28 protein-coding genes are annotated in these 26521 nt (G+C 67.9%); 15 read left to right on the plus strand and 13 right to left on the minus strand.

Annotation, left to right across the window (positions count from 1 at the left end; genetic code table 11):
* Nucleotides 1-15: 15 nt before the first annotated feature.
* From fdh3B to ABNQ39_RS01875, 4 genes are all read left to right on the plus strand, one after another.
* Nucleotides 16-693 (plus strand): formate dehydrogenase FDH3 subunit beta, encoded by a 678-nt coding sequence (gene fdh3B, locus ABNQ39_RS01860; RefSeq protein WP_376958478.1) that lies wholly within the window; start codon nt 16-18, stop codon nt 691-693.
* 8 nt (nt 694-701) lie between these two features.
* The gene (locus ABNQ39_RS01865; protein ID WP_376958480.1) at nt 702-890 is read left to right on the plus strand and encodes a hypothetical protein; all 189 of its coding nucleotides are present in this window, start codon (nt 702-704) and stop codon (nt 888-890) included.
* Between the two features lie 25 nt (nt 891-915).
* A complete protein-coding gene (locus ABNQ39_RS01870) occupies nt 916-1959 on the plus strand; it encodes a formate dehydrogenase subunit gamma (RefSeq protein WP_376958482.1) in 1044 nt (347 codons plus the stop codon).
* Nucleotides 1960-2064: 105 nt separating this feature from the next.
* Nucleotides 2065-2754: a class II aldolase/adducin family protein gene (locus ABNQ39_RS01875; RefSeq protein WP_376958484.1), complete on the plus strand. Its 690-nt coding sequence runs from the start codon at nt 2065-2067 to the stop codon at nt 2752-2754.
* A 21-nt stretch (nt 2755-2775) separates the two neighbouring features.
* Here ABNQ39_RS01875 and ABNQ39_RS01880 read toward each other — a convergent pair whose 3' ends face one another.
* The 10 genes from ABNQ39_RS01880 to ABNQ39_RS01925 form a co-directional block, all read right to left on the minus strand.
* Nucleotides 2776-4779 (minus strand): sensor histidine kinase, encoded by a 2004-nt coding sequence (locus ABNQ39_RS01880; RefSeq protein WP_376958486.1) that lies wholly within the window; start codon nt 4777-4779, stop codon nt 2776-2778.
* 196 nt (nt 4780-4975) lie between these two features.
* Complete coding sequence (locus ABNQ39_RS01885; protein ID WP_376958488.1) at nt 4976-5779, minus strand: DODA-type extradiol aromatic ring-opening family dioxygenase; 804 nt, start codon at nt 5777-5779, stop codon at nt 4976-4978.
* A gap of 163 nt (nt 5780-5942) precedes the next feature.
* Nucleotides 5943-6422: a F0F1 ATP synthase subunit B family protein gene (locus ABNQ39_RS01890; RefSeq protein WP_109050525.1), complete on the minus strand. Its 480-nt coding sequence runs from the start codon at nt 6420-6422 to the stop codon at nt 5943-5945.
* A complete protein-coding gene (locus ABNQ39_RS01895; RefSeq protein ID WP_376958490.1) occupies nt 6419-7069 on the minus strand; it encodes a F0F1 ATP synthase subunit B family protein in 651 nt (216 codons plus the stop codon). Before ABNQ39_RS01895 ends, ABNQ39_RS01890 begins: the two co-directional genes overlap by 4 nt.
* Before the next feature lie 94 nt (nt 7070-7163).
* Entirely contained in the window at nt 7164-7388 is a 225-nt protein-coding gene (locus ABNQ39_RS01900) for an ATP synthase subunit C family protein (protein ID WP_012973363.1), read from the minus strand.
* A gap of 78 nt (nt 7389-7466) precedes the next feature.
* Entirely contained in the window at nt 7467-8210 is a 744-nt protein-coding gene (locus tag ABNQ39_RS01905) for a F0F1 ATP synthase subunit A (protein WP_098740366.1), read from the minus strand.
* A 12-nt stretch (nt 8211-8222) separates the two neighbouring features.
* Nucleotides 8223-8564, minus strand: coding sequence for an AtpZ/AtpI family protein (locus ABNQ39_RS01910; protein WP_376958492.1), 342 nt, complete (start codon nt 8562-8564; stop codon nt 8223-8225).
* 279 nt (nt 8565-8843) lie between these two features.
* Nucleotides 8844-9458 carry an SCO family protein gene (locus tag ABNQ39_RS01915; protein ID WP_098740364.1) on the minus strand — a complete coding sequence of 205 codons (615 nt, stop codon included), beginning with the start codon at nt 9456-9458 and terminating at the stop codon, nt 8844-8846.
* An 85-nt stretch (nt 9459-9543) separates the two neighbouring features.
* Nucleotides 9544-11778 carry a bacteriohemerythrin gene (locus tag ABNQ39_RS01920; protein ID WP_376958494.1) on the minus strand — a complete coding sequence of 745 codons (2235 nt, stop codon included), beginning with the start codon at nt 11776-11778 and terminating at the stop codon, nt 9544-9546.
* Between the two features lie 228 nt (nt 11779-12006).
* The gene (locus tag ABNQ39_RS01925) at nt 12007-12762 is read right to left on the minus strand and encodes a PhoH family protein (protein ID WP_376958496.1); all 756 of its coding nucleotides are present in this window, start codon (nt 12760-12762) and stop codon (nt 12007-12009) included.
* An 818-nt stretch (nt 12763-13580) separates the two neighbouring features.
* On the opposite strand from ABNQ39_RS01925, the gene minC reads away from it, so the two are divergent.
* The 8 genes from minC to dgcA all read left to right on the plus strand — a co-directional run bounded on the left by minC (nt 13581) and on the right by dgcA (nt 21907).
* Complete coding sequence (minC, locus tag ABNQ39_RS01930; RefSeq protein ID WP_376958498.1) at nt 13581-14348, plus strand: septum site-determining protein MinC; 768 nt, start codon at nt 13581-13583, stop codon at nt 14346-14348.
* Between the two features lie 94 nt (nt 14349-14442).
* Nucleotides 14443-15258 (plus strand): septum site-determining protein MinD, encoded by an 816-nt coding sequence (minD, locus tag ABNQ39_RS01935; RefSeq protein ID WP_014247062.1) that lies wholly within the window; start codon nt 14443-14445, stop codon nt 15256-15258.
* Nucleotides 15255-15626: a cell division topological specificity factor MinE gene (gene minE / locus ABNQ39_RS01940; RefSeq protein ID WP_109050532.1), complete on the plus strand. Its 372-nt coding sequence runs from the start codon at nt 15255-15257 to the stop codon at nt 15624-15626. The genes minD and minE overlap by 4 nt, the downstream gene beginning before the upstream one ends.
* 275 nt (nt 15627-15901) lie before the next feature.
* On the plus strand, nt 15902-17287 hold the full coding sequence (locus ABNQ39_RS01945; RefSeq protein WP_376958500.1) for a CRTAC1 family protein: 1386 nt from the start codon (nt 15902-15904) through the stop codon (nt 17285-17287).
* A 230-nt stretch (nt 17288-17517) separates the two neighbouring features.
* Nucleotides 17518-18042, plus strand: a complete 525-nt coding sequence (locus ABNQ39_RS01950; RefSeq protein ID WP_376958501.1) for a PAS domain-containing protein — start codon at nt 17518-17520, stop codon at nt 18040-18042.
* Complete coding sequence (locus tag ABNQ39_RS01955; RefSeq protein WP_376958503.1) at nt 18017-19399, plus strand: methyl-accepting chemotaxis protein; 1383 nt, start codon at nt 18017-18019, stop codon at nt 19397-19399. Before ABNQ39_RS01950 ends, ABNQ39_RS01955 begins: the two co-directional genes overlap by 26 nt.
* Before the next feature lie 378 nt (nt 19400-19777).
* A complete protein-coding gene (locus tag ABNQ39_RS01960) occupies nt 19778-20824 on the plus strand; it encodes a methyl-accepting chemotaxis protein (RefSeq protein WP_376958505.1) in 1047 nt (348 codons plus the stop codon).
* 90 nt (nt 20825-20914) lie between these two features.
* Nucleotides 20915-21907, plus strand: coding sequence for an N-acetyl-D-Glu racemase DgcA (dgcA, locus tag ABNQ39_RS01965; protein WP_376958506.1), 993 nt, complete (start codon nt 20915-20917; stop codon nt 21905-21907).
* Nucleotides 21908-21938: 31 nt separating this feature from the next.
* Here the strand turns inward: dgcA and ABNQ39_RS01970 are convergent, their stop codons facing one another.
* Entirely contained in the window at nt 21939-22349 is a 411-nt protein-coding gene (locus ABNQ39_RS01970; RefSeq protein WP_376958508.1) for a 4a-hydroxytetrahydrobiopterin dehydratase, read from the minus strand.
* A gap of 155 nt (nt 22350-22504) precedes the next feature.
* Between ABNQ39_RS01970 and ABNQ39_RS01975 the strand changes: the two genes are divergently transcribed.
* Complete coding sequence (locus ABNQ39_RS01975; RefSeq protein ID WP_109450519.1) at nt 22505-23110, plus strand: uracil-DNA glycosylase; 606 nt, start codon at nt 22505-22507, stop codon at nt 23108-23110.
* On the opposite strand, the gene ABNQ39_RS01980 is transcribed toward ABNQ39_RS01975, so the two are convergent.
* Nucleotides 23107-23766 carry a class I SAM-dependent methyltransferase gene (locus ABNQ39_RS01980; protein ID WP_376958509.1) on the minus strand — a complete coding sequence of 220 codons (660 nt, stop codon included), beginning with the start codon at nt 23764-23766 and terminating at the stop codon, nt 23107-23109. The two genes, ABNQ39_RS01975 and ABNQ39_RS01980, sit on opposite strands and share 4 nt — an antisense overlap.
* A 190-nt stretch (nt 23767-23956) precedes the next feature.
* Between ABNQ39_RS01980 and ABNQ39_RS01985 the strand changes: the two genes are divergently transcribed.
* The gene (locus tag ABNQ39_RS01985) at nt 23957-24754 is read left to right on the plus strand and encodes a CHAP domain-containing protein (RefSeq protein ID WP_376958511.1); all 798 of its coding nucleotides are present in this window, start codon (nt 23957-23959) and stop codon (nt 24752-24754) included.
* Between the two features lie 35 nt (nt 24755-24789).
* Nucleotides 24790-25221, plus strand: a complete 432-nt coding sequence (locus tag ABNQ39_RS01990) for a hypothetical protein (RefSeq protein ID WP_376958513.1) — start codon at nt 24790-24792, stop codon at nt 25219-25221.
* Nucleotides 25222-25436: 215 nt separating this feature from the next.
* Here the strand turns inward: ABNQ39_RS01990 and ubiA are convergent, their stop codons facing one another.
* Entirely contained in the window at nt 25437-26384 is a 948-nt protein-coding gene (ubiA, locus tag ABNQ39_RS01995; RefSeq protein ID WP_376958515.1) for a 4-hydroxybenzoate octaprenyltransferase, read from the minus strand.
* Nucleotides 26385-26521: the final 137 nt, after the last annotated feature.

A 26521-nucleotide genomic window follows, 5' to 3' on the forward strand; every position in this document is an offset into this window, starting at 1 on the left:
GCGGGAGTTTGAACCATGGCCCGGATGAAATTCCTGTGCGACGCCGAGCGCTGCATCGAGTGCAACGCCTGCGTCACCGCCTGCAAGAACGAGAACGAGGTTCCCTGGGGCATCAACCGCCGCCGTGTCGTGACCATCAACGACGGCAAGCCGGGGGAGAGGACGATCTCGGTCGCCTGCATGCATTGCTCCGACGCGCCCTGCAAGGCGGTCTGCCCGGTCGACTGCTTCTACCAGACCGCCGAAGGCGTGGTCCTGCACAACAAGGACCTGTGCATCGGCTGCGGCTATTGCTTCTATGCCTGCCCGTTCGGCGCGCCGCAATATCCGCAGGCCGGCAACTTCGGCACCCGCGGCAAGATGGACAAGTGCACCTTCTGCTCCGGCGGTCCCGAGCCCGACAATTCGGAGGCCGAGTTCAAGAAGTACGGTCGCAACCGACTGGCCGAGGGCAAGCTGCCGCTCTGCGCCGAGATGTGCTCGACCAAGGCGCTGCTGGCCGGCGACGCCGACAAGGTGTCGGACATCTACCGCGAGCGCGTCGCCGCCCGCGGTTTCGGCTCCGGCGCCTGGGGCTGGGGCACCGCCTATCAGACCAAATCGGGCCAGGAGCGCGGCCAGCCCGGCGGCTCGCTGTTCCAGGGCACCGGCGGTCCGGCCGGCGGAATCCCTGTGCAGAAGCAGGGGCTGTGACGGTGGCCTTGAGCATCGTTCGGACGGTTCTGCTGGCGTTCGGCGCCGTCATCCTGCTGGCCGGCTGCCAGGAGGACGGGACGCCGCGCCCGGTCCATCTGGACAAGGGCGTCTACCGGGGCGCGGCCGACACGCCGTTGAGCGCCGAACAGGTGCGGGCGCTGCAACAGCGCACCGCCTATCAAGGTGTGCGATAGGGAGCGTCCGATGGAAGGTCATCGCATGAAGTCGGCTGTCGCCGCTCTGCTGCTCGGGATCGGACTTGCCGGCGGTCTCGCGCTGCCGGCCGCCGCCCAGTCCAGCGTCCGGATCGGCGGACCGGCGGCAGAGCAGCAGGTCGACCGCGACGGTCCGATGGTGCCGACCCAAATCCCCGGCCAGAGCCGCGGCGACAGCTGGCACGCCATCCGCCTGGGCGAGCAGGGCAGCGTCTCGATTCCCAACAAGCAGGCCGGCGTGCTGATCCAGTCGGAGGGCGAGGCGTGGCGCGCGGTGCGCAACGGTCCGCTCAGCCAGTACGGGTCCTGGGTGCTCGGCGGCATTCTGGCCCTGCTGGCTCTGTTCTTCCTGGTCCGTGGCCGCATCCGCATCGACGGCGAGAAAACCGGCCGCACCATCCAGCGCTTCAACGCCTTCGAGCGCGGTGTGCATTGGATGACCGCCGGCAGCTTCGTCGTGCTCGCCATTTCCGGCCTGAATGTGCTGTACGGCCGGCACACGCTGCTGCCGCTGATCGGGCCGGAGACCTTCGCCGCACTGACCCATTACGGCAAGCTGGCGCACAATTTCTTGGGGTTTGCCTTCATCCTGGGGGTGGCGCTGATCTTCGTCCTGTGGGTGCACCACAACATCCCGTCGCGTCATGACCTGACCTGGTTCCTGAAGGCGGGCGGCCTGTTCTCCAAGGGCGTCCACCCGCCGGCGCACAAGTTCAACGGTGGCCAGAAGGTGATCTTCTGGTCCACCGTGGTCGGCGGTGCGGCGCTGGGCTTCACCGGCGTCCAGCTGATCTTCCCCTTCAGCTTCGCCACGCTGGAGGAGCTGCAGCTCTACCAGCTGGCCCATGCCGCGATTGCCGTGATCATGATCGCCATCATCCTGGCGCACATCTACATCGGCTCCATCGGCATGGAGGGCGCCTTCGACGCCATGGGCGACGGGCAGGTCGAACTGCAATGGGCGCGCGAGCACCATTCCCTGTGGGTCGAGGAGGTGACCGGCGAAAAGGTGCACCACGGCCATCGCCACGGGACGCCGGCGGAGTAGGACAAGGGCGGGGGGATGCGTCCGCCCCGTCCCTCTGCTCCCCTCTTGACCCTGTCGGCACTCCATGGCCCCTTGGGCGCTCCTGCCATTCCGGATGCGCCCGCCATGACCAGCCATCTTTCCGAACGCCAGGCCGTCATCGACGGTTGCCTTGCCATGAACCGGCTGGGCATCAACCAGGGCATGTCGGGCAACCTTTCGCACCGGATCGACAGCGGCTTCCTGGTCACGCCGACCAGCATGCCCTATGACGCGATGACCCCGGCCGACATCGTCGAGATGGGGTTCGACGGCACCTATCTCGGCGAGCGCCGACCCTCGTCGGAATGGCGCATCCATCGCGACATCCTGCGGGCGCGCACCGACGTGACGGTCGTCCTCCATGCCCATCCGGCCTTCGCCACCGCGTTGGCGGTGCATGGCCGCGGCATCCCGTCCTTCCATTACATGGTGGCGCTGGCCGGCGGCGATTCGATCCGCTGTGCCCCTTACGCCACCTTCGGGACGCAGGACCTGTCCGATCACGCCCTGGCGGCGTTGGACGGTCGGCTTGCCTGCCTGCTGGCCAATCACGGCATGATTGTGCTGGGGAGCAGCGTGGCGGGGGCCCTGGGGCTCGCGGTCGAAGTCGAGACGCTGGCCCGCCAGTATCTCTATGCCCAGCAGTTCGGCGAGCCGGTGATCCTGCCGCCCGACGAGATCGCGCGGGTGGCGGAGAAGATGCGGCTGATGAAGTACGGTCAACCCATCGACGACAACGACGCGCCCGAGGACACGGCGCGCCCGCGTCTCTGATCGGCTGTCGATCCTTCGGCCTTAAGGGCCGATCTGCGTCATCGAGGTGCTGGTGGCCAGATGCCCGGCCGGCTTGAGGGCTGCGACCCGCAGCAGCGGCTTGGCGTTGCCGACCGCCTCGACCTGAAGCGGGCGCTCTTCGGCCGGCGGTTCATAGACGGCGGGCAGGGCGATGGCGATGCGGGTGCCCAGGCCGGGTTCGCTCGCCACCTCGATGTCGCCGCCCAGCATGGCGGTGTAATGGCCGACCAGCGTCAGCCCCAGCCCGGCGCCGCGCGGCTTACCCTGGCCGCGGGTCGCCACGGCGCCGTTGCCGGCGCCCTGGACGAAGGGCTGGAACAGCCGGCCGGTCTGCGCGGTGGCAAAGCCGCGGCCGGTGTCGGCGACGGTGAAGCGATACCAGCGAGCGCCGTCGCGCTCCATCCGCTCGGCCGACAGGGTGACGGTGCCGTCCTGGGTGAACTTGCAGGCATTGTCCAGCAGGTTCAGCAGCGTCTGCCGGACCTTGGTGAAATCCGAATGCATCTGGCCGAGCGCGGCCGGCGCCGACAGCTCGAGCGCGTTGCCATAGAGGTCGGCGGCCGGCATCGACCGCTCGCGCGCCTCGGTCAGCAGCCGGTTGATGTCGAAATCCTGCAGGCAGACATCCATCGCTCCGGCCTCGACCTTGGCATAGTCGAGGATGGCGTCGACCAGACCGGTCAGCTGCTCGCCGGTCCACTGGATGTGCTCGACGTCGGTCGCCAGCTCATCGACGCCCAGCCGGTGCAGGTCGGTCATCAGCGCCTGGCTGGCATTGACGATCTCGGTCAGCGGACCGTGCAATTCATGGCCCATGTTGACGAGGAAATCGCTCTTGGCCCGGCTGGCGGCATCGGCCATCGCCTTCTCGCGCAGCAGGCGGGTGTGCTCGACCTCCGCCTCGCGGCGCTCGCGTTCGGTGTCCTCGGCGGTGCCACGCAGGGCCTCCACCGCGCGGGCCATGGTGGCGATCTCGTCCTGTCCGGTCAGCGCCGGCAGCGTCAGGTCGGTGCGGCCGGCCGCCAGCGCCGTCACGGCGGTCGCCATCGTCCTCACCGGACCGGCGACGCTGCGCTGGACAAGCCACAGCGCCACGAGCCCGGCCAGCAGGACCAGCCCGCCGATCCACAGCGCGACGCTGGTGTAGCCCGACAGACCATCGGTGAGAGACACACGCAGCGCCTGGGTTCCGGCCTCCGCCCGGCGGCGGATCTCGCCCAGATTGGCGGCGATGCCGGCGGCGTTGGCGGCCATCGCCTCGGCGCGCAGATTGTCCTCCTCGACCACCGAGCCTTCGATGGCGGACAGAACGCTACCCGCCTTCGCCAGCAGGGCGGTGACCTCGTCGATCGACTGCTTGGTGCCGGGGACCCAAAGATAGCGGTTCATCTCCGCCAGCCGGTCGCGGGCGGCGGCAAGCTGGGTGCGCATCGCCTCCGCGTCCTGCGGATCGCGGCGGTCGACGTAGCGGGTCAGATGCTCCTGCATCAGCAGGGTGGCGATGGCGGCATCGCTGGCGAGTGCGGTCGAATCGACGCCGCCGGCGTTCTTGAGTTGGTCGAGCTTGCGGCGGGTTTCCGCGACCAGCGGTTCCAGAACGCCGGTCATCTGGCCGTTGCGGTCGCTGCGCAGCGCGATCAGCTTCTGCACCGCCGCCCAGTAATCCTGCAGCGCGGCGCGGGCCTTGTCGACGCCCTGGCGATCCGCGGTTTCCACCACGGTCTTCGACAGTGCGTCGAGCCGGTCGCGCAGCGTGTCGTGCCGCCAGGAGGCGTCGAGAAGGCTCTGGTCGTCGCCGTAGGTCAGATGGTCGCGCACGGCGACTTCCATGTCGCGCAGGCTGACGTCGGCGTCGGCCGCCACCTGCGACAGGTCGGCGCGGCCGGAGAAGGCGCCGATGTCGCGCGACACCGCGTAGAACCAGCCGAGCCCGACCAGGGCCAGCAGGACCACCAGCCCGAGGGCGATGCCGAAGCCGGCGCCCACCCGCGCCGACACGGTCATGTCGCGGAATCGGGTCCGGCGGCCGCTCCGGGACAGAATGCCGTTCCGCTTCACACCGACTCCCGCTCGCGCTGCCTGAGGATTCCCGCATCCGACCGGCCACAACCATTGAGCGGCCGGTCGCCGCGCGCGCGGATTGTAGCTTGGCTATCCCCCCAGGCAAACAGACAAGTGTGCGACGGAGTACCGCCAAAGGTCAGGCGGCATCGGCCTCTGCGTCAGCTTGCGCGCCGGTGAAGGCGTAGGCGTGCATGCCCAGGCTGCCGTGCTCGAAGCCGGCATGCAGCCGTTCGGTCTTCGGCCGCGGCCCGGCGGCCCCCAGCGCCACCGGCAGCGGCAGGAAATGCTCGTCGGTCGGATGGGCGCGGCGGGCGTCGGGGCTGGCGTCCAGCCAATTGCCAACGGCATCGGCGTCGCCGGCCTCAAGCGTTCTATCCAGCCAGCCGGCGAAGCCGGTGGCCCAGGGGGCGGCGCTGTTGCCGCCGAAGCGGAACTCCCGCAGGTTATGGACGGCGCCGCCGCTGGCGAGGATCAGGACGCCGTCGCGCCGCAGCGGCTCCAGCAGGCGGCCGAGCGCGATGTGGTCGGCGGCGCTGCGATAGGGCATCACCGACAGCTGCGCCACCGGGATGTCGGCCTCCGGATACATCAGCATCAGCGGCACCCAGGCGCCATGGTCGAGCCCCTGCAACGGATCGACCACGGCGCCGGTCATCTCCGCCACCCGGCCGGCCAGCGCCGGAGCGCCGGGAGCGGCGTAGCGCATGCGGTAGAGTTCGTCCGGGAAACCGTAGAAATCGTGGACCGTCTCGGGCGCCGTCGCCCCGCTGACCGCCGGCACCCGGGTGGTCCAATGGGCCGACACCGCCAGAATGGCGCTCGGCCGGCCGAGCTTGCGCCCCAGTCCGGCGAGGAAGTCGCGGCCGGCGCTGTTTTCCAGGATCAGCGTGGGCGCGCCGTGGGAAACGAAGACGGAGGGGAAGGGGGCGGTGTCGGACATCGGTGAACGGAACTCCGGCCGGGCGAAGGGGGAAGGCGGGGGAGAAGGACGGGACCGTTCCATTCGACCAAAGAAAAACCCCGGCGCCAAGGCCGGGGTTTTTCTAAAGTCCGTTGCTCACGCCGCAACAATCGTCGCGACGGAGTTGGGCCAAGCGTACCGATCAGTGCAGGTGCTTCGGCAGCTCGCCGATCGACTGCTCGATCAGCTTGTCGGCCTGGGCCGGGGGCAGGCCGCCGGCCAGGACGCGCCGGCTGGCGCCGATGGCGACGTCGACCGTCAGGTTGCGGACCTCGGCCAGCGCCGCGGCTTCCGCCTGGGCGATGCGGTCCATGGCCTGGGCCTCGCGACGCTTCAGCGACGCTTCCAGGTCGGAACCGGCCTGGGCCTGCAGACGGGCGGCTTCCTCACGGGCGTGGGCCAGAACGGCCTCCGCTTCCTTCTTGGCGTCGGCCAGACGGCTCTGATAGCCGTTCAGCAGGGCCTGGGCGTCCTTGTGGAGACGCTCGGCCTCGTCCAGTTCGGAGCGGATACGCTCGGCGCGGCCGTCCAGGGCGGTGCCGATGGTGGCGGACGCCTTCTTCCAGACCAGGGCCATGAAGATGACGAAGGCGACGAAGACCCAAAATTCAGGTGCGTTCATCCCCGGCGCTCCTCAAGCACGGCCGCGACGGCGGCGTCCGCCTGGGCCTGATCGACGTCGACGCCGGCCAGACGGCCGGTGATGTCGCGGACGATGCCAGCCGATTCGGCGCGGATGTTGGCCAGGGCCTGTTCCTTCGCCGTGGCGATGGAGGCCTCGGCGGTGCGCAGGCGTTCGGCGATGTCGGCGTTCAGCTGGGCCTGACGGGCCTGGCTGTTCGCTTCGATCCCGGCGGCAGCCTGGGCGATGACGCCCTGGGCCTCGGCGCGGGCGCCGGCGAGGGACTTCTCGACCTGGGCCAGGATGGCCTCGGCCTCTTCCTTCAGCTGGGCGGCCTTCGCCAGATCGCGCGAGATGCGCTCCTGACGCGCTTCCAGAACCTCGGCCACGCGCGGGAGCGCCTTCTTGGACATGAGGTAATAGAGAACGCCGAAGGTCAGAGCCAGCCAGAAGATCTGAGTCGGGAAATTGGCGGGATTGAGCTGCGGCAGGCCGCCGGAAGCGTGCTCGCCGCCGTGCGCCGCGTTCGGAGCGTGCTCCGCCGCGGCCGCCAGGACGGTGCCGGCCATCGTGGTGAGGGTAGCGAGCGAAGCGCCCGCCACGCCCGACCAGCGGGCCAGCCGGCCTTTGGCCAACAGGTTCGGCATGATCGGTCCCCCTAGGCAAAGGAGCGGCGCCGAAACTTCGATGAAGAAGCCCGGCGCCGCGTCAGAGCTGTTTTTTTTGAAAGCCGCTCTGGCCTTAGGCGAACAGGATCAGGAAGGCGATCAGCAGGGCGAACAGCGCGACGGCTTCCGTCAGCGCGAAGCCCAGAATGCCGATCGGGAAGACCTTCGGCTGGACGGCCGGGTTGCGGGCGATCGAGCCGATCAGCGTCGAGAAGATGTTGCCGATACCCAGGCCGACACCGGCGAGGGCGATAACGGCAAGACCGGCACCGATGAACTTGGCGGCTTGAGGATCCATAGTACTCTCTTCCTCTAGGTAAGGGTGAACTTGTTGGAACTGTTGGTGGACTTAGGTCCGACGACTGTCAGGCGCTGCTCAGTGCAGTTCCAGGGCGTCGCGGATGTACAGGCAGGTCAGGATCGAGAAGACGTAGGCTTGCAGGAAAGCCACCAGGAACTCGAAACCGGTCAGGGCGACGTTGATCGCCAGCGGGATGAGCCCGGTGACGAAGCCCAGCGCGCCGAGACCGCTGATCATCATGACCGTGAAGCCGGCAAAGACCTTCAGCATCGTGTGACCGGCCATCATGTTGGCGAACAGTCGGATCGAGAGGCTGACGGGGCGCATCACGTAGGAGATCACCTCGATCGGGATGAGGATCGGAGCGAGCGCGATCGGAGCGCCATGCGGCATGAAGAAGGAGAAGAAGTGCAGGCCGTGCTTCAGCAGGGCCAGGATGGTCACGAACACGAACACCGTCGCCGCCAGCGCGAAGGTCACGATGATGTGGCTGGTGAAGGTGAAGGTGTACGGGATCATGCCGATCATGTTGCCGATCAGCACGAACATGAAGATCGAGAACACGAACGGGAAATAGGGCTTTGCATCGTGGCCGGCGTTGTCGCGCACCAGGTTCGCGACGAACTCGTAGAACATCTCGGCCAGCGACTGCAGACGGCCCGGAACCATCGACTTGTTCGCCACGCCCATGACCAGCAGGGCGTAGATCGCCGCCACGGCCACGACCATGAAGAAGGCCGAGTTCGTGAAGGACACGTCGTAGCCGCCGAGCACGATCTGGAACAACGGGTTGATTTGGAACTGGTGCAGCGGATCCAAGGTCGTCCTCGCTCAGTGTGCGTCGCCGTCTTGGCGCTCGTTGTCGTCCCCAGGGGGCCGGCGGTAGCCGGCGGCGATGCCGAAGCCGGTGACGGCCCGGTAGACGTTCAGCACTCCCGCCGCGGCCCCCAGGAAGAACATGACGATCAGTCCCCAGGGCGCGGTGCCGAGCCAGCGATCGAGCAGAAGCCCGCCGCCGACGCCGACGATCATGGCTGCAACCAACTCCGTCCCGATGCGCCAGGCGGTGCCGAGAGCGCCCTGCGGCGGACGGTGGTATTTGCTACCGGGTCCGCCCGACCAGCCGCGCTGTCCCTCACGCGCCTTACGCAACCGGGCTTCGAGGTCATCCAAGGGATCGGGGGGCGATTTGTCGGTCATTCCGCCTCTCAATCACGCTTGGCTCGCAGCCATGCGAAAGCGGCGAGACCATACGGTCGGGGCGTTACCCTGTCAAGTCGCAAAACCTGTGGTGTAAGTCATTGAAAAGAATAGAAAAGAGCGGAAAAGTCATCGTTTTTGCCGCGCTGCGGCGCGTTGTCCCGCTCCAGCATGCGAAAAAACCCGGTGGTATGACCGCTTTTCGGGGTTTTTTCGCCGCTTTTCACCCGGTCCGCGGCCGGTCCACCCCGATCAGCCCGCGATGCGCCCGGACAGATCCTGCACGATCTTGTCGGCGCCGGTGCCGCCCGGATACACCCCGACGAATTTCCCGTCCGGGCCCATCAGGTAAATAAAGCTGGAGTGATCCATCAGGTATTCGTCCGGTTTTCCATCCTTCTGCGGGGCCTTGGCATAATAGACGCGATAGGCGCGCGCGGCGTCGCGGACCTGCTCCGGCGTGCCGGTCAGCCCGACCATCCGCGGGTGGAACAGCGCCACATAGTCCTTCATGTGCGCCACAGTGTCGCGGTCCGGGTCGATTGTGATGAAAACCGGCCGGACCTGCTCCGCTTTCGGCCCCAGCTGGTCGAGCGCCTGGGTCATCACCCCCAGTTCGGTCGGGCAGACGTCGGGGCAATAGGTATAGCCGAAATAGATCAGCATATACTTGCCGCGGAAGTCGGCGTCGGTGACCGTCTTGCCCTGATGGTCGGTCAGGGTGAAGGGACCGCCGATGGGAACCGCGGACTTCGTGCCGCTTTCCACCGTGGTGGTGGCGCTGCGCACCTGCCACCAGGCGATACCGGCGGACACGGCGATGGCGAGGACGGAGGCGGCGGCGATGCGCAGGAGACGTGTCTTCATGGTCCGTCAGGAATGGGGCTGCCCGCCGCCCAGGTCAAGAGGCGAGGTCAAGAGGTGAGGCATCATCGCGCACCGCCCGTGCCGGTCAGGCCGCACGCGCCGCGACAGTTCCGCCCCGTGCCCCGCCCCGTACTCCGCTCTTTGCTGCCAGATGCTCGCCGATGCGTTTGTCGGCACGCTGGATGTGCTCGAACAGCCATTCGCGTACCAGCGCCAGCAGCTCGTCCGCCACGGAGTCGCCAGCGTCCAGGCGGCGGCGCAGCTCACCGGCACGGGCGCGCAGCGCCTCGTGCTGCGCCTTGTGGGCCCTGGCATCGGGATAGCCGCACCGCTCCATCAGCCGCTCCTCCTCCTCGAAATGCAGGGCGGTGTAGGCAAGGAGCCGGCCAACGGCATCGCCCAACGCCCGGGCCGACGACCGGCGGTCGCCGCCGCTCCGGCCGGCCTGTCCGGCCAGCGATGCCGCTTCGTTCATCAAGGCGATCAGGATCATATGGTCGGTGTCGATGCCCTCTTCCCCCACCACCAGGGCATCGGTCCAGGGCATGAAGATCGCGGAGCCTTCCGAGTTTCCGGCCGAATCTCCGCGGGCCGGCGCGGTGTGCAGATCGGCGAGCGGGGCGGCGTTGATCGCCCCGACATTGACCAGGAAGGAATCGACCATGCCGCGCAGCCCCTGCGCCTGCCGCGACAGGCCGCCCGCGGCATCGAGCAGGGCGTCGGCCGACCGTTCGGTCTCGCGGGCGGCGTCGGACACGGCGTCGATGCTGGTGGAGACCTGACGGGTGCCCTCCGCCGCCTCGCCGGCACTGCGGGCGATCTCGCCGGTGGCCGCCCCCTGCTGCTGGACGGCGGCGGCGATGGAGGTGCCGATCTCGTCGCTGCGGGCGACGATGGAGCCGATCTCGCGGATCGCCGTCACGGCGGCGCGCGTCGCCTCCTGCACGTCGGCGATGTGGCGGGCGATCTCCTCGGTCGCCTTGGCGGTCTGGTTGGCCAGAATCTTCACCTCGCCCGCCACCACGGCGAATCCCTTGCCCATCTCGCCGGCACGGGCGGCCTCGATGGTGGCGTTCAGCGCCAGCAGGTTGGTCTGGCCGGCGATGCCGGCGATCAGGTCGGCCACCTCGCCGATCTTCTGGGCGGCCTGACCCAGCCCGTCGATCCGCTCGCCCGCCCTGTGCGACGCCTCCACCGCCTGGGTGGAGATGGTCGAGGACGTTACCACCTGCTCGCCGATCACCGCGATGGAGCCGGTCAGCTGCTCCGCCGCCGAGGCGACGGTCTGCACGCTGCTGGACGCCTGCTGCGATGCGCCGGCGACGGAGGTGGCCTCGCGCCGGTTGCGGTCGGCGGTGGCGGACAGGGCGCGGGCAGTGGTTTCCAGCGTGGCGACGGCGGCCCCGACGGTGCGGATCGTCTCGGCGATGGTGGCGTCGAAGCGGTCGGTCAGCCGTTTCAAGGCACCGGCGCGCTGCTCGGTGACCCGGTGCTCGATCTTCTGCCGGTCCCAGTGGCGGGCGAGGTCGATCTGTTGGACGCGGAAGATCTCGACGGTGCGGGCCATGGCGCCGATCTCGTCGCCGCGGCCCAGCCCGGGAACCGCGACCGCGCTGTCGCCGCCGGCCAGATCCTGCATGACGCTGCCCAACCCGTCCAGCGGCCGGACGATGGCCCGGCTGACCAGCAGGGCCAGCAGCACGGCGGCCAGCCCGATCAGCAGCCCGGTTCCGGCCAGCCGCAGCGCGGCCTCGCGGAACGCAACGTCGACATCGTCGATGTAGATGCCGGAGCCGATCAGCCAGCCCCAGGGGGCGAAGCCCTTGACGTAGGACAGCTTCGCCACCGGCTGCGCCGACCCCGGCTTCGGCCAGAGATAGTCGACGAATCCGGCGCCGTCGGCCTTCACCACCCGGACGAACTCCTGGAACAGCGGCTTGCCGTTGGGGTCGGCGTTGCGCGACACGTCGGTGCCGTCCAGCTCCGGCTTGATCGGGTGCATGATCATGCGCGGGGCGAGGTCGGTGACGAAGAAATACTCCTCGCCATCGTGCCGCAGGGACTTCAGCGCCGCCTTGGCCTGCGCCTGGGCCTGGACGCGGGGCAGGGATCCTGCGCGCTCCTGCGCCTCGAAATGGGCGATCAGGCTGTGGGCGACCTCGACGACGTTGCGGGTCTTGTCCTGGCGGTCGGCCATCATCTCGGCCCGCAGGCTCATCAGGCTGACCGCGGCGACCAGGGCCAGCCCAAGGCCGGCTGCGGCCAGGATCAGGGCGATCTTGCCCTTGATGCTGATGCGTTCGAACAAGGCAACGGTCACGGCTGCGGTCCCTTCCGGCAACGAAACGGCGATATCCCCAAAATTTTCAGGACTTTTGCCGCGACGATGCCGGAGGTCAAGGCCTATTGTTCGTATATCCTATGTTCGGTTCAACAAAATGTCATAATTGCAACCATAGCAGGGTGTGTCCGGCGAACTCCGTCGCCACGGCTCGCACGAGGAGCGGCGACCGCTCCCCGCACGCAGGCCGAGGGTGAAGTCTGCCGCTCAGAGCACCGTCAACATGCTGGCGACCAGCGGATGGCGGACGATGTCCTTCTCGGTCAGCCGGGCGACGGCGATGCCCTCCACCGCCTCCAGCCGGCGGGCGATGTCGGCCAGCCCGGACAGATTGTCCAGCAGGTCGGTCTGGTCGGGGTCACCGGTCACAACCATGGTGGAGTGCCAGCCCAGCCGGGTCAGCAGCATCTTGATCTGGGCATAGGTGCAGTTCTGCGCCTCGTCGATCACCACGAAGGCGTTGTTCAGGGTGCGGCCGCGCATGAAGCCGACCGGGGCGATCTCGATGGTGCCGTCGGCCATCATGGTGCGCAGCCGCTTGGAGCCCAGCCGGTCGGTCAGCGCGTCGTAGAGCGGGCGCAGGAAGGGTGCCATCTTCTCGTGCATGTCGCCGGGCAGGTAGCCGATGCTCTCCCCCGCCTCGATGGCCGGGCGGGACAGGACGATGCGGTCGACGCTGCCCGATTCCAGGGCCTCCACCGCCGACGAGATGGCGATGTAGGTCTTGCCGGTTCCCGCCGGGCCCAGCGCCACCACCAGATTGTGCGTCTTGATGGCGTCCATCAGGAGTTGCTGGTTGGGGTTCTGCGGCTTCACCTTGCGGAGATAGCTCTGGTCGCGGCGATCCTCGCTCCCACCGAGCGGGTCCCAGCCGAAGGCGGCGGGGGCGTTCATACCGGGGAAGAGCGGGTGAACGGTGGAGTCGCCCGTCGCAGCGATGCCTTTGCTCGAACGCTTGGCCATGTCGCATCTCCTCGAATGGTGGGGGTGGAGCCGATTTCCGCAAGCAAGACGTCTGGGCACAAAAAAACCTCCCGCAGGGGGAGGCTCGACCGGTCGCATGGATGCGTGCTGATGAGTGCTTCGCCGGGGGCTGCTGCCGGACGCCGTGCCGGATCCCAACATGCCGGAACCGGACATACGGCTGCGGGCCGACTGGGAGGGTGCTCGGTGGGCGAAGCAAGGTGCAAGAGAACCTCGTCGTCGTTGGAAGCCACGCAACCTGACTGTACCGGTCATAACGCAGCGCGTCAGGCAAAATTGCGGCCGACGCAAAATATTCATACCAGATGTGGTGTGGGTGCCGCAGGAAAGCCGCCAGAGCGGGTTTGGTAACCCTTTCCGCCGAGCCGGTCCGGCCGGTGGCTTAGCCTTCCGACTGAGGCGGCCGAAAGGCTTTGCCGCTGCCGCGGGCTTTCATTACTATGGTCGACCACGGGGGAAATCGAAAGACATGTTGCAACCCTGGCCTGTTCCCTTCCGGGGCGGGCTGCGATCTCAGGTCGTCGTGCCTGGCGTCTCCGGGCGTCGTGGCCGCCGATGGCCGGAGACGGCGGGTGTTTGCCGAAGGGCAGGCGGCGGCACGGCTTCGGATTGTCACCCGTGCCGGCAGAGAATCTCTTGAATCGGACCGGTGTGGACGGCTAGAAGGCGCTGATTGGCTGGCTCGATGCCGGGACTGCGCAATGGCGGTTCCGGGGCGGGACCGGGCACTCGGGTGACCCGGATGCGGTGAACCCGATGCACGGCACGGGACGGCAGGAACGAACGGGAAGGCTACGGTGAGCAGCGCCAGTCAGGTCGCCGAACGGGATGTGCCGTTCCAGTTGCGTGGCAACTCCTTCACCATGATGGTGCTGAAGGTTTTCGCCCCGACATCGCCGAATTTCTTCACCCAGCTGAACGTCAAGGTGCGCCAGGCGCCCAACTTCTTCCACAACGCGCCGGTCGTGCTGGATTTCGACGATCTGCCGGAGAGCATCGTCTTCGACCTGGGTGCCTTCGTGACGCAGGTGCAGGCGCTGCATCTGCTGCCGGTCGGCTTCCAGGGCGGGCCGCAGCCGGTGCGCGAGGCGGCGATGGCCGTCGGGCTGACGCCGATGCCGTCGGGCCGTGCCGCCAAGCTGGAAGAGGTGGTGAAGGCCCCCGATCCGCGCCAGCCGGATCAGCAGGCCCCGATCCCGGCTCCGCAGGTGCTGATCGAGGTCGTCCACCGTCCGACGCTGGTGGTGACGGAGCCGGTGCGCTCCGGCATGCGGGTCTATGCCGAGAAGACCGACCTGATCGTCACGAGCGCCGTCTCTCCGGGGGCGGAACTGCTGGCCGACGGCAACATCCATGTCTATGGCGCGCTGCGCGGCCGGGCGCTGGCCGGTTTCTCCGGCGACACCAACGCCCGCATCTTCTGCCACAGCCTGGAGGCAGAGGTGCTGTCGGTCGCAGGCAATTATCGCGTCAGCGAAGACATCGGCAGTGACTTTTATAAGAAAGCCGTGCAGGTTTTCCTGCGCGACGGCGTCCTCAGCATGGATATGCTGAAGACCGCCTGAGGAGTGTAGCGGCGGAATCTTGTCCGGAGGCGGCAATCTTCGGACGGTGTTCGGTATCGGTGACGGCAACTTTGGGATTATGGGAGAGGCTCCGTTGAGCAAGATCATCGTCATGACCTCCGGCAAGGGCGGTGTCGGCAAGACGACCTCGTCCGCGGCCTTTGCAACCGGGCTGGCGCTTCGCGGCTTCAAGACGGTCGTCATCGATTTCGACGTTGGCCTGCGCAACCTTGACCTGGTGATGGGGTGCGAGCGCCGGGTGGTCTTCGACTTCATCAACGTCATCAACGGCGAAGCGAAGCTGAACCAGGCGCTGATCAAGGACAAGCGGATCGAGAACCTGTACATCCTTCCGACCTCGCAGACGCGCGACAAGGACGCGCTGACCCGCGAAGGCGTGGAGAAGGTGCTGAACGAGCTGTCGAAGGACTTCGACTACATCCTCTGCGACAGCCCGGCCGGTATCGAGCGCGGCGCCCTGATGTCGCTCTATTTCGCCGACCACGCGATCATCGTCACCAACCCGGAAGTCTCGTCGGTGCGCGACAGCGACCGCATCCTGGGCGTGCTGAACTCGCGCTCCCGCCGGGCGGAGCAGGGGCTGGAGCCGGTGACGCAGCAGCTGCTGCTGACCCGCTACGACCCGGAGCGCGTCGAGAAGGGCGAGATGCTGAAGGTCGACGACGTGCTGGAGATCCTGGCGATCCCGCTGCTCGGCGTCATTCCGGAAAGCCAGGCGGTGCTGCGCGCCTCCAACGTCGGCATGCCGGTGATCCTGGACGAGGTTTCCAACGCCGGTCTGGCCTATTCGGACGCGGTCGGCCGCTTCCTTGGCGAGGACATCGAGCACCGCTTCGTCACCCCCCAGAAGAAGGGCCTGTTCAGCCGGCTCCTGCGGAGGAGCGCATGAGCATCTTCAACTTCTTCCGCGCGGCCCCCCGCGCGTCGGCCGTCCAGGCCAAGGAGCGTCTGCAGATCGTCATGGCGCACGAGCGCGCCGGGCGCAGCGGCCCCGACTATCTGCCGATGCTCCAGCAGGAGCTGCTGGCGGTCATCGCCAAGTACGTCAACATCGACGAGAACAAGGTCGAGGTGAAGCTGGACCGCGGCGGCGACTGTTCGACGCTGGAGGTCAACATCGAGCTGCCGGCGCGCGAGCAGGCCAAGGCCGCCGCGGCGGCCAAGCCGGCGGAGAAGTCGGCCGGCAACGACGCCGGTGCGGCAAAACGCCCGGCCGGCGGCGCCGTCGGCAATGGCGGCGCGAAGAAGCGCATCTGAGCCAACCCGTCGTTCGAACGGTTCGAACCCCTCCGGCGTCCTTGCGCCGGAGGGGTTTTTCGTTCCGGCCCCGCCGCCGTCCGCCGCGGATTCGGGATGCGGCATCGGACATAGGCCGTCCCTGATCCTCCGTCCGGGTTTACGGCCGGGCGGGGACGGGGTATCAACAGGGATACACCGCACGAAAGCCCAATGGCTCCAAAGGTCTGTCCTGAACGGCCTTGAACGGACTCTTGGGCGACGGGGCGGACCGACCACGGGACAAGAGGGTGCCGATGTTCCTCGATTGCTCGTCGCTGATCGCCGAGAACCCGCCGCGGCCGTCGAACGGGATTGCGGTCACGGACATCGACGGCGACGGCGCCTTCGAGCTGGTCGTGGCCGGCTACCGCTCCGCCAACCTCGTCCTGAAATGGGTCGATGGCCGCCTGGTCGACATCGCCAACCCGCTGCTCGCCGATCCCGCCGGTCCGGCGCTCGGGCTGGCCGCCGCCGACATCGACGGCGACGGGCGGGAGGAGCTGTACATCGTCAATTCCGACCGCGCCACCGGAGCCAAGGACATGGCCGACCGGCTGTTCGCCTGCTTCGGCAAGCATTGGCTCGACCTGTTCGCGCAGGCGGAGAATGCCGGGGCAGCCAACCACACCGCCGCGGGCGCGGTGGCGGCGATCGACCGCTGGGGCCATGGCCGCTACGGCTTCCTGGTGGCGACCGACGGCGGTCCCTTGCGCCTGTATGAGCTGACCCGGCGCGGCCGGCTGGAGGATGGCGCGGAGGAGGCGGGGCTCGACTCCATCGGTGCCGCGCGCGGCGTCACGGTTCTGCCCATCGTGTCCGATCATATGGATGTGGTGACGGTCAACGACGGCGGCCCCAACCAGCTGTTCCGCAACCTGGGCGACGGCAATTTCGAAGAGATCGCCGAGGAGCGCGGCATCGCCGATTCGCGTCCGTCCGGCCGTGCGGTCGCGGCGCTGGATGTCGATGGCGACGGGCTATTCGATCTGGTCGTCGGCACCTGGGAGGGGGCGCAACGCCATTTCCATCAGCGCATGGGCGGAGCCTTCGTCGAATCGGCCGGGGCCGACCTGTCGATGCCCGGCCGCATCTTCACCGTCGTCGCCGCCGATTTCGACAATGACGGCTATGAGGAGCTGTTCTTCCACGCCCATGGCGAGCCCAACCGCCTGTTCGGCTGGCGCAACGACCAGTGGCAGGAGCTGGAGCTTGGCGACGCGGCCGAGCCGAAGGGGCTGGGCACCGGTGCGGTCGCGGCCGACATCGACGGCGATGGCCGGCTGGAGTTGGTGCTGGCGCATGGCAACAGCCATGGCACCCACGACGGAGCCGGGCAGCCGCTGTCGGTCTACCGCCCGGCGGCCTCCAACAATGGCTGGCTGCGTGTCCAGCCGCTGACCCCCTTCGGCGCTCCGGCCCGCGGTGCCGTCGTCATCCTGATCGCCGGTGGCCGGCGCCAGCGCCGGGCGGTCTGCGCCGGGTCTGGCTATCTGTGCCAGGGTGAACCGGTCGCCCATTTCGGGCTGGGGCCGCTGCACGAGGTGGAGCAGGTCGAGGTGCGCTGGCCCGACGGCACCGTGGTGACGGTGGACAACCCGCCGGCCGACCGGCTGCTGACCATTCCTTACCCGCCGGAATGAGCGGAATTTCATCCACTCGGATGATGGTCACCCAAATATTTCGGCCTCGCAATGGGTAGGGTCTTTCCTGTCGCCTTCCGTCACATTAGAGTGCATTTCGTTGCGGCTCCCGTATTGCGGGATATCGTGCGGCATGCCGATCCGGACATATTCCGTTCCTGCCGCCGAAACCTGCTGCAATCGGGCGCTTGAGACCGTGCGGGTTTGGGAAGCGGGAGACCGGAAGGCACATGGCACGACGCGACGTCCCCCTGACGGGGGTGGAACGCTTCTTCGACCCGGATGAAGTCATCGTTTCCAAAACCGACCTGAAGGGGCGGATCACCTACGCGAACCTGGTGTTCCAGCGGGTCGCCGGCTATGACGAGGCCGACCTGATGGGGGCGCCCCATTCCATCGTCCGCCATCCCGACATGCCGCGCTGCGTCTTCAAGCTGCTGTGGGACACGCTGGCGGCGGGGAGGGAGATCTTCGCCTATGTGGTCAACCGTGCCCGCAACGGCGACCATTACTGGGTCTTCGCCCATGTCACGCCCAGTTTCGACGCCGAAGGGCGGGTGATCGGCTACCACTCCTCCCGCCGGGTGCCGGAACGGGCGGCCCTGGACAAGGTCATCCCGCTCTACCGCCAGCTTCTGGACATCGAGAACAGCCATGCCGACCGCAAGCAGGGGATGGAGGCGGGCTTCGCCGCCGTCCTCGCCCTGCTGGCGGAGAAGGGGATCGGGTATGACGAATTCGTCTTCTCCCTCTAAGCCGTCCTCCAAGCCGTCCTCCAAGCCGTCCTCCTCTGGGCCCTCCTCTTCCGGGCCATCGTCGCTGGCGCGGGCCGGCGGGCTGGCCATGCTGGGCGGCACGGCTCTGGCGGCGCTGCTGGCTGCCGATCTGCTGCAAATGGGCGGGCTGGCTCTGCGCGCCGGTCTGGCGGTTGCCGGTCTGGCGGCGCTGGGCGGGGCGCTGCTGTTCCTGCGCCGTGCCGGCGCGGCGGTCGATCAGCTGACGCGAGTGAACCGCGCCGTCGCCGCCGGTGATTTCGAGGCGCGCGTGATCGGCATCCGCGAGGGCGGGGCGCTGGGCGAGCTGATGCACGCCACCAACGACGCCATCGATCGCACCGACGCCTTCGTGCGCGAGGCGACCGCCTCGATGCATGCGGTGTCGGAACACAAGTATTTCCGCCGCATCGTGCTGCGCGGCATGCAGGGCGGCTTCCTGCACGCCAGCCGCACCATCAACGCGGCGACGGAGAGCATCTCGCGGAAGGTTGCCGGTTTCGCCGGCGTGACGCAGCGTTTCGAAGGCCAGATCCAGAGCGTGTGCAGCGAGGTGGCCGATACCGCCCACCGGCTGGAGGTTTCCGCCCGGACCATGGAGACCGATGCGACCCAGGCGACCGGCAAGGCGTCGTCGGTCGCGGCCTCCGCCGCACAGACCGGCAGCAATGTCGGCAGCGTCGCCGCCGCGACGGAGGAGCTGTCCGCCTCCATCGCCCAGATCGCCGGGCAGATCGGCGATGTCGCCCGTGTCGCCGAGACCGCGGTCGGCGAGGCCGAACGCTCCAACGCGCTGGTCGGCACGCTGTCCGGCGCCGCACGCACGGTCGGCGACGTGGTCACCCTGATCAACGACATCGCCAGCCAGACCAACCTGCTGGCCCTCAACGCCACCATCGAGGCGGCGCGTGCCGGCGAGGCGGGCAAGGGCTTCGCCGTGGTGGCGCAGGAGGTGAAGCGGCTGGCCGATCAGACCGCCAAGGCCACCGGCGACATCGCCGCGCAGATCTCCGCCATCCAGTCCTCCACCGACGAGGCGGTGACCTCCATCGTCGGCATCGGTCACACCATCCAGTCGATCAACCGGATCGCCGCCGGCATCAGTGCCGGGATCGAGCAGCAGGGCTCTGCCGTGCGCGAGATCGTCGTGAACATGGAACAGGCCGCCGCCGGCACCCGTGCCGTGTCCGACGACATCCGCGACGTCACCGACGCCGCCGGCCGCACCAGCGGCACCGCGCACGAGGTGTTCGCGGCATCGGGGCGCATGGCCGCGGAGGCGGACCGCCTGACCCGCGAAGTCCAGCTTTTCCTGGACGAGATGCACCGCGTCGCCTGACGGGGATGGCATGGTGCATCGGTACGCGCCGCATCGACTGCCCGGCGAATGTGCACAGAATGTGGATGGTCTTTTTGCAACGCGGAATTGATCTGGCGTCTGGCACCACGAATAAGAATTTTTATTGCGAATTCGTGGCGAATTCGTGTTACGTCTCCGCAACATGAGTGCCGCGTCGATGGCAAGTTCGCAATCTGTTGCGCAACCCGACGCCAGTATGCCCGATGTTTCAGCAGCTTAACCGTATGCTAACCCTGATGAACCGGGTGAAGGGCTGTCCGCTGCGGCCAAGTGCCGCGGAATCCGGGAGGGTGGCCCGCTTACGGAGCGCCGGTGACCGTTGGCACGGCTTTTGATTTGGAGACTGCAGGGACGGTCATGACGGGGGACAAGACGATGAGCATGGCGGGCACCGATCTGTTCGAACTGTCGCGTGGCGTGCTGGATGTCGCGTCGAAAAAGGTGTCCTTGATCGAGGACATCACCCGGCGCACCAAGATGCTGGCCATGAATGCCCTGATCGAGGCGGCGCGGGCCGGCGACGCCGGGCGCGGCTTCGCCGTCGTCGCCAACGAGGTGTCGGAGATCTCGACCCAGGTCAACAGCATCACCAAGGAACTGCGGTCGGAGATCGTCGCCCGCGTCGATCACCTGACCACCACCGGCAGCGCCATGGTGCAGGAGATGCACGGCAAGCGGCTGGCCGACCTGTCGCTCAACATGATCGAGATCATCGACCGCAACCTGTATGAGCGGTCCTGCGACGTGCGCTGGTGGGCGACCGACAGCGCGGTGGTCGATTGCGCCGCCGATCCGACGGAGGAGGCACGCCGCCATGCTTCCCGCCGGCTGGGCGTGATCCTGGAATCCTATACCGTCTATCTCGACCTTTGGATTGCCGACCGCAACGGCACCGTCATCGCCAACGGCCGGCCCGACCGCTATCCCGGTGCGCGCGGCGCCAACGTGTCGGACGAGCCGTGGTTCCGTCAGGCGCTGGCCACCCGCAACGGCGGCGAGTTCACCGTCGGCGACGTCGCCCGCAACCGCAGCCTGGACGACCGCGTCGTCGCCACCTACGCCACCGCCATCCGGCGCGACGGCGAGGCGGACGGCGATGCCATCGGCGTGCTCGGCATCTTCTTCGACTGGGAGCCGCAGGCCGCCGCGGTGGTCGAGGGCGTGCGGCTGGAGGCCGGCGAGCGCGAGAAGTCGCGGTGCCTGCTGCTCGACGCCCGCCACCGCGTCATCGCGTCGTCCGACGGCCGCGGCATGCTGACCGAGACGGTGCCGCTGCGCCGCGCCGCCGGCACCATGGGCCATTACATCGACGACAGGAACCGTCTGGTCGGCTACGCCCTGACGCCGGGTTACGAGACCTACAAGGGGCTGGGCTGGTACGGCGTCATCCTTCAGGAACGCTGAGGCCGCCAACCTTTACGCTTCAAGCCTGTCGCCTTATGGAACAGGGCCGGGATACACTCCCGGCCCTGTTCCGTTTCGGGGTTGCAGAGCATGTCCGCCCAACAGCTGACCGTCCGTCGCGAGAGTTTTCCCATCCGCGGCGCCTTCCGCATTTCGCGCGGGGCCAAGACCGAAGCCGCGGTGGTGGTGGCGGAGGTGACCGACGGCCCCCACCGCGGCCGCGGTGAGTGTGTGCCCTACGCCCGCTATGGCGAAAGCGTCGACGGGGTCGCCGCCGCGCTGGAGGCGATGGCCGACGCGGTCACCGGCGGGCTCGACAGAGAAACGCTGGGCCGGCTGATGCCGCCGGGTGCCGCCCGCAACGCGCTGGACTGCGCGCTGTGGGACATGGAGGCCAAGCGCAGCGGCGTGCCGGCCTGGACGCTCGCCGGCTTGGCCCAGCCGCCGGGGCCGCTCGTCACCTGTTACACGCTGAGCGTCGACGAGCCCGCCGCGATGGCCGCCGCGGCGCGGGAACGGGCGCCGCGGCATCCGCTGCTGAAGATGAAGCTGACGGGAGAGGGCGATCTCGACCGTGTCGCCGCCGTCCGCGCCGCCGCTCCCGCCGTCCGGCTGGTGGTCGACGCCAACGAGGGCTGGACGCTGGACCAGTTGCACCGCTTCGCCCCGGTGCTGGCCGGGCTGGGCGTCGAGATGATCGAGCAGCCGCTGCCCGCCGGCCAGGACGAGGCGTTGCGCGGGGTCGATTGCCCGGTGCCGCTCGGTGCCGACGAATCCTGCCACGGGCTGGAGTCGCTGGAGCGGCTGCGCGGGCTCTATCGGGTGGTGAACGTCAAGCTGGACAAGACCGGCGGCCTGACCGAGGCGCTGGCGATGACCAGCGCCGCCCATGCCATGGGCTTCGAGGTGATGGTCGGCTGCATGGTGGCGACGTCGCTGGCGATGGCGCCGGCGATGCTGGTGGGGCAGGGGGCGCGCTATGTCGACCTCGACGGTCCGCTGCTGCTCGCCCGCGACCGCGCGCCGGGGCTGGTCTACGACGGCGCGGTGGTGCAGCCGCCGTCGGCGGAGCTGTGGGGGTAGGGGGGCGGCGCTTCGCCCCCACCTGTGCTTCTCACGCCCCCTGCACATAGGGCGGCGGCGGGGTCCCGACCGATGCCGGCACATAGGGCGCGTCGGCCAGCCCGTTGACCTTCGCCGCCATGACGAAGTCGTTCTCGTGCAGGCCCTTGATCTTGTGGGTCCAGAAGGCGACGGAGCAGTGGCCCCAGCCGTAATGGATCTCCGCATGGTGGCCTTCCGCCTCGCACAGGTTGCCCACCTGAGTGGCGAAGGCCTGGGCCTGGACGAAGTCGGGGAACCTGAAGTCGCGCTCGATGCGGTCGGGGCCTTCCTTCAGGACCCAGCCCGGCACCTGCACCAGATAGGACTCGGCCATCGCGCGGTCCATCGGCGGGATCCCGCCGCGGCAGGGTTCGCAGGTCTTGGCTGCCAGTTCCTGCGTCGTCGGTGCCTGTGGTGTCATCCCGGTCTCTCCCCTGTTGGTGGCCTTGGCTGGTGGTCTGCGCTAGAAGCGTACCGCCTAGAAGCTTGGGTTCCGGGCGGTGCTTCGGCAAGCCCGGCACCCTGCCTGCATCCTCGCGATGCACTTTTGCCAGATGCACTTTTGGAACCGATCCGATGACAGACCTGCGCACCGACATGCCCTTCGCCGACTACCAGTATCCGACCAAGCCGGTGGACGGGCCGCGGCTCGCCATCGTCGGCGAGGCGCCGGGGGCGGAGGAGGCGCGGCAGGGCACCCCCTTCGTCGGGCGCAGCGGCAAGCTGCTGGACGAATCGCTGGCCGCCGTCGGCATCGAACGGGCGGAATGTCTCGTCGCCAACGTCTTCCGCTACCAGCCGCCCGGCAACAAGGTGGGGCATTTCTTCTCCTCGCGCGCCCGCGCCCGCAAGGAGGGGCGGGAGATCGACGAGAGCTGGGGCGCCTTCGGCACCTCGGACCGGCTGCTGGCCGAGTTCGCCGGCGAGATCGAGCATCTGCGCGCCACCCTGGCCGACTACCGCCCGTCGGTGATCGTGGCGCTCGGCCGGACGCCCACCTGGGCGCTGACCGGGGAGAACGGCATCCTGCAGCTGCGCGGCACGGTGCTGCCCTGCCGCCTGCTGGACGGGGTGGAGGTGGTGCCGACCTTCCACCCCAGCTATCTGCTGCGCGGCCAGCTGGTGGAGCAGCCGACCTTCCTGGCCGACCTGCGGCTGGCCGTGTCGCGTCTCAATCGTTAGGCGTCAGGCAACAGGCGCCAGATGGCGGTTTCGCGCGCCTCCCGGTCCTCCAGCTCCAGCGAGGTCGGGACGGTGTAGGTCGCCAGCTTCTCGACACCGCTTGCCGGGAAATAGGCGCGGCCGGGATCGCCCAGCAGCACCAGCGTGCCGGTGGCGGCCACCTCGCGCAGCCATGCGGTGACCCGCTCCGCCATCGGCCGCTCGTAACAGACGTCGCCGGCCAGGACCACGTCGATGCCCGGCAGCGGCCGGCCGACCAGATCGGCGCTGACCGGCTTGACCTCCACCCCGTTGGCGTCGGCGTTCAGCGCGATGGCGGCCAGCGAGAAGCGGTCGATGTCGCAGGACTGGACCCGCGCTGCCCCCGCCTTCATCGCGGCGATGCCGACCAGCCCGGTGCCTGCGGCAAAATCGAGCACCGACCTGCCGGCCACCAGCTCCGGCCGGTCGAGCACCAGCCGCGCCACAGCCTGTCCCCCCGGCCAAGCGAAAGCCCAGTATGGCGGTGGCAAATTCGTGGCGGCCAAGGTCTCCTCGGTCGCCTGCCAGAGTGGAGTGACTTCGGTGGCAAGATGAAGCTGGATTTCCGGCAACAGCGGCGTGGTCGTCAGCGTCGTGTTATCGCGGACGAAATCTGGCGGGGATGCATTGTTCATACGAGGTTTCCCAAGGGGCTCCGCTGTTGGGAGGAAGGCCGGCGGCGGCTTATGAATGTTACATAATTCAAACGGTGTAGACACAGCTGCCAACCCGTGTTACCCGTTTCCACCAGGGGAAAACAGAGGGATTGGGGGAGTCATGCGGCAGAGGGGAACCGCCATCGGCCTTTCGTTTGCGGCTTTGATCGTGCTGAGCCCCCTTACCGTGTCGACGGCTGCCGCACAAGACGGCGATTGCGTTCGGACGGTCCGCTCCATCTCCGACTTCACCATACGCGGCGACGCCTGGACCTGGTGGGATCACGCCGCCGGCCAGTATGACCGTGAACACCGCCCCGCCATCGGCTCCGTCCTCGTCTTCAAGCGCACCGGCCACATGCGCCGCGGCCACGTTTCGCTGGTCAGCGCGGTGATCGACCGCCGCACCATCGAGGTCGACCACAGCTGGATCGACGGCGACGGTCTGCGCCGCGGCATGCGGGTGGTCGACGTGTCGCGCAACAACGACTGGTCCGCCGTCCGCGTCTGGCACGAGCCGACCGACCAGATGGGCCTGCGCGTCTATGCCGCCTACGGCTTCATCCTGCCGGAAGGCGAGTCCGATGACTCGCGCGGCGGCCGGATGCTGGATGCCGGCGACCGCGGCATGGATCAGGGCTTTGCCAGCAGCCCGCGCGGCCGTGCCAAGGCCAACGGCCCGCGCATGATGGAAGCCTCCCTGCACCCGCAGAAGAACCTCAGCGTCTCGGTTCCCGGCCGCAAGCCGCAGAGCTTGTCCACGACCGCCGTCGCCGCCCAGACGCCGCAGAAGCCGCAGCGCATCGATGTCGCCGTGCTGCCGTCGCGCAAGCCGTCCAGCGCTCAATCCGCCCCGGTCACGGTCGCCGAGCTTTCCGGCCCCGGCAGCCACCGCACCGTCGCCCCCGGCCGCAAGCCCGGCTCCGGCAACTCTGTCGCGCAGCTGGCCGACACCAGCGAGCGCTGAGGATTCCTTCGATCTTCCTAGTGGAGGTCAAGCTGATGCTCAAGAAAAGCTTGCTTCTTTTTCTCGTCCTCCTGAGTGGTTGTGTAGCCAGCAGCCACGAACGTGATGTGGTGGACAAACTGAAGGGGAAAACCCTGGCGGATGCCAAGGCGATGCTGTATCCGACCATGGGCGAGCCCATATTCCCCAGACCTCCCCCCGCTATCATTGCCGATGCATTTCCTCCCGATATGGATCGGAATCCCGATGGGAGTGCGACCTATATTTGGCAGAGGGATACGGGATACTATGACGTGACCCGCCCGTCAGGCGGTTACGTGGACACCTCGCAGGGGCGGCCGATCGCGGTCGAAACCTACCAGTCCGAGCGCACCTATACGGCGTGCAGGGTGAAGATCAAAGTTGATCGCCAAGACGTCATTCAGAGTGCGAGCGTTGCAGGCTGCGGTTCTTCTTTCCCCTTCTGAGCAGGTTTCGAAGGATTTCCGGGCACAGCCCAGCTGTGGGAGGGGTTCGGAAATCCTAATGTACCAGCGGTCATCGATGATGGCCGCTGGCATCCGCGCGAGCGGCGCGGGGACCCGTGCCGCCCAAGCCCTCGATCCTGACAGGGCAGGATCGAGGGCCATTGGTATTGGACCGGTACACCCGTCGAATCGGTTCCGGTCTCCGGGGAGCCGATCTAAACCTTCCCCGCCAGGATCGCCGCCAGCACCAGCCAGCCGAACCAGCGGTTGGACTTGAATTTCTCCAGGCAGTCGCCCTGATCGTCCGGCCGCCATGTGGCGACCTGCCAAGCCAGCTGCAGCGCCGCCAAGGACAGCACCGGCAGGAACAGCCCGCCCAAGCCCGCCAGACGCCCGGCGATGCCGATGCCGACATAGGTCAGGGTGTAGAAGCCATAGATCCAGATCTTGCTCTGGTCGCCCAGGCGCAGCGCGGTGGACTTCACGCCGATGCGGGCATCGTCCTCCTTGTCCTGATGGGCGTAGATGGTGTCATAGCCCAGCGTCCAGGCGACGCCCGTCACATAGAGCGCCAAGGCCGGCCAGCCGACATCGTTCTGAACCGTGGCCCAGCCCATCAGGGCGCCCCAGTTGAAGGTCAGCCCGAGGAAAGCCTGCGGCCACCAGGTGATGCGCTTCATCAGCGGGTAGGTGAAGACCAGCAGCAGCGACAGCACCCCCAGCCCGATGGCCGTCGTTCCCAACTGGACCAGGATCAGCAGCGACACCAGAAGCTGGGCGACGAGGAAGGCCAGGGCCTGACGCACCGACACCTGACCCGACGGGATCGGGCGGGAGCGGGTGCGCTCCACCATCGCGTCGAACTTGCGGTCGAGGATGTCGTTGACGGTGCAGCCGGCGCCGCGCATCAGCACCGCGCCGATGCCGAACAGCGCCATCAGCCAGAGCAGCGTCGGCCAGTCGCGGAAGGGCTGCGGCATGGCCAGCGCCACGCTCCACCAGCAGGGGAACAGCAGCAGCCATGTCCCGATGGGACGGTCGAGTCGCGCCAGCGTGACATAAGGGCGCACGCGGGGCGGGAGCTTCCGGGCGATCCAGCCGTCCTGGCGGATGTCGGTGAAGCCGGACTCGGGCAGAGTGGGGCCGGTGGAGGCAGTGGGCATGACGGCGGCGGTTCCGCTGTGCTATGAGGATGTCTGACCAGCCAATCGGGGCGGCAATCAGGGCGTGGATGACGGGGAAGGTATCGGGCTGTCATCCGTGCGGCAAGCGCGGTGCGGCAAAACACCGGAGCCCAAGC

Source organism: Azospirillum sp. A26 (assembly GCF_042604635.1).
In the GTDB taxonomy this organism is placed as follows: domain Bacteria; phylum Pseudomonadota; class Alphaproteobacteria; order Azospirillales; family Azospirillaceae; genus Azospirillum; species Azospirillum palustre.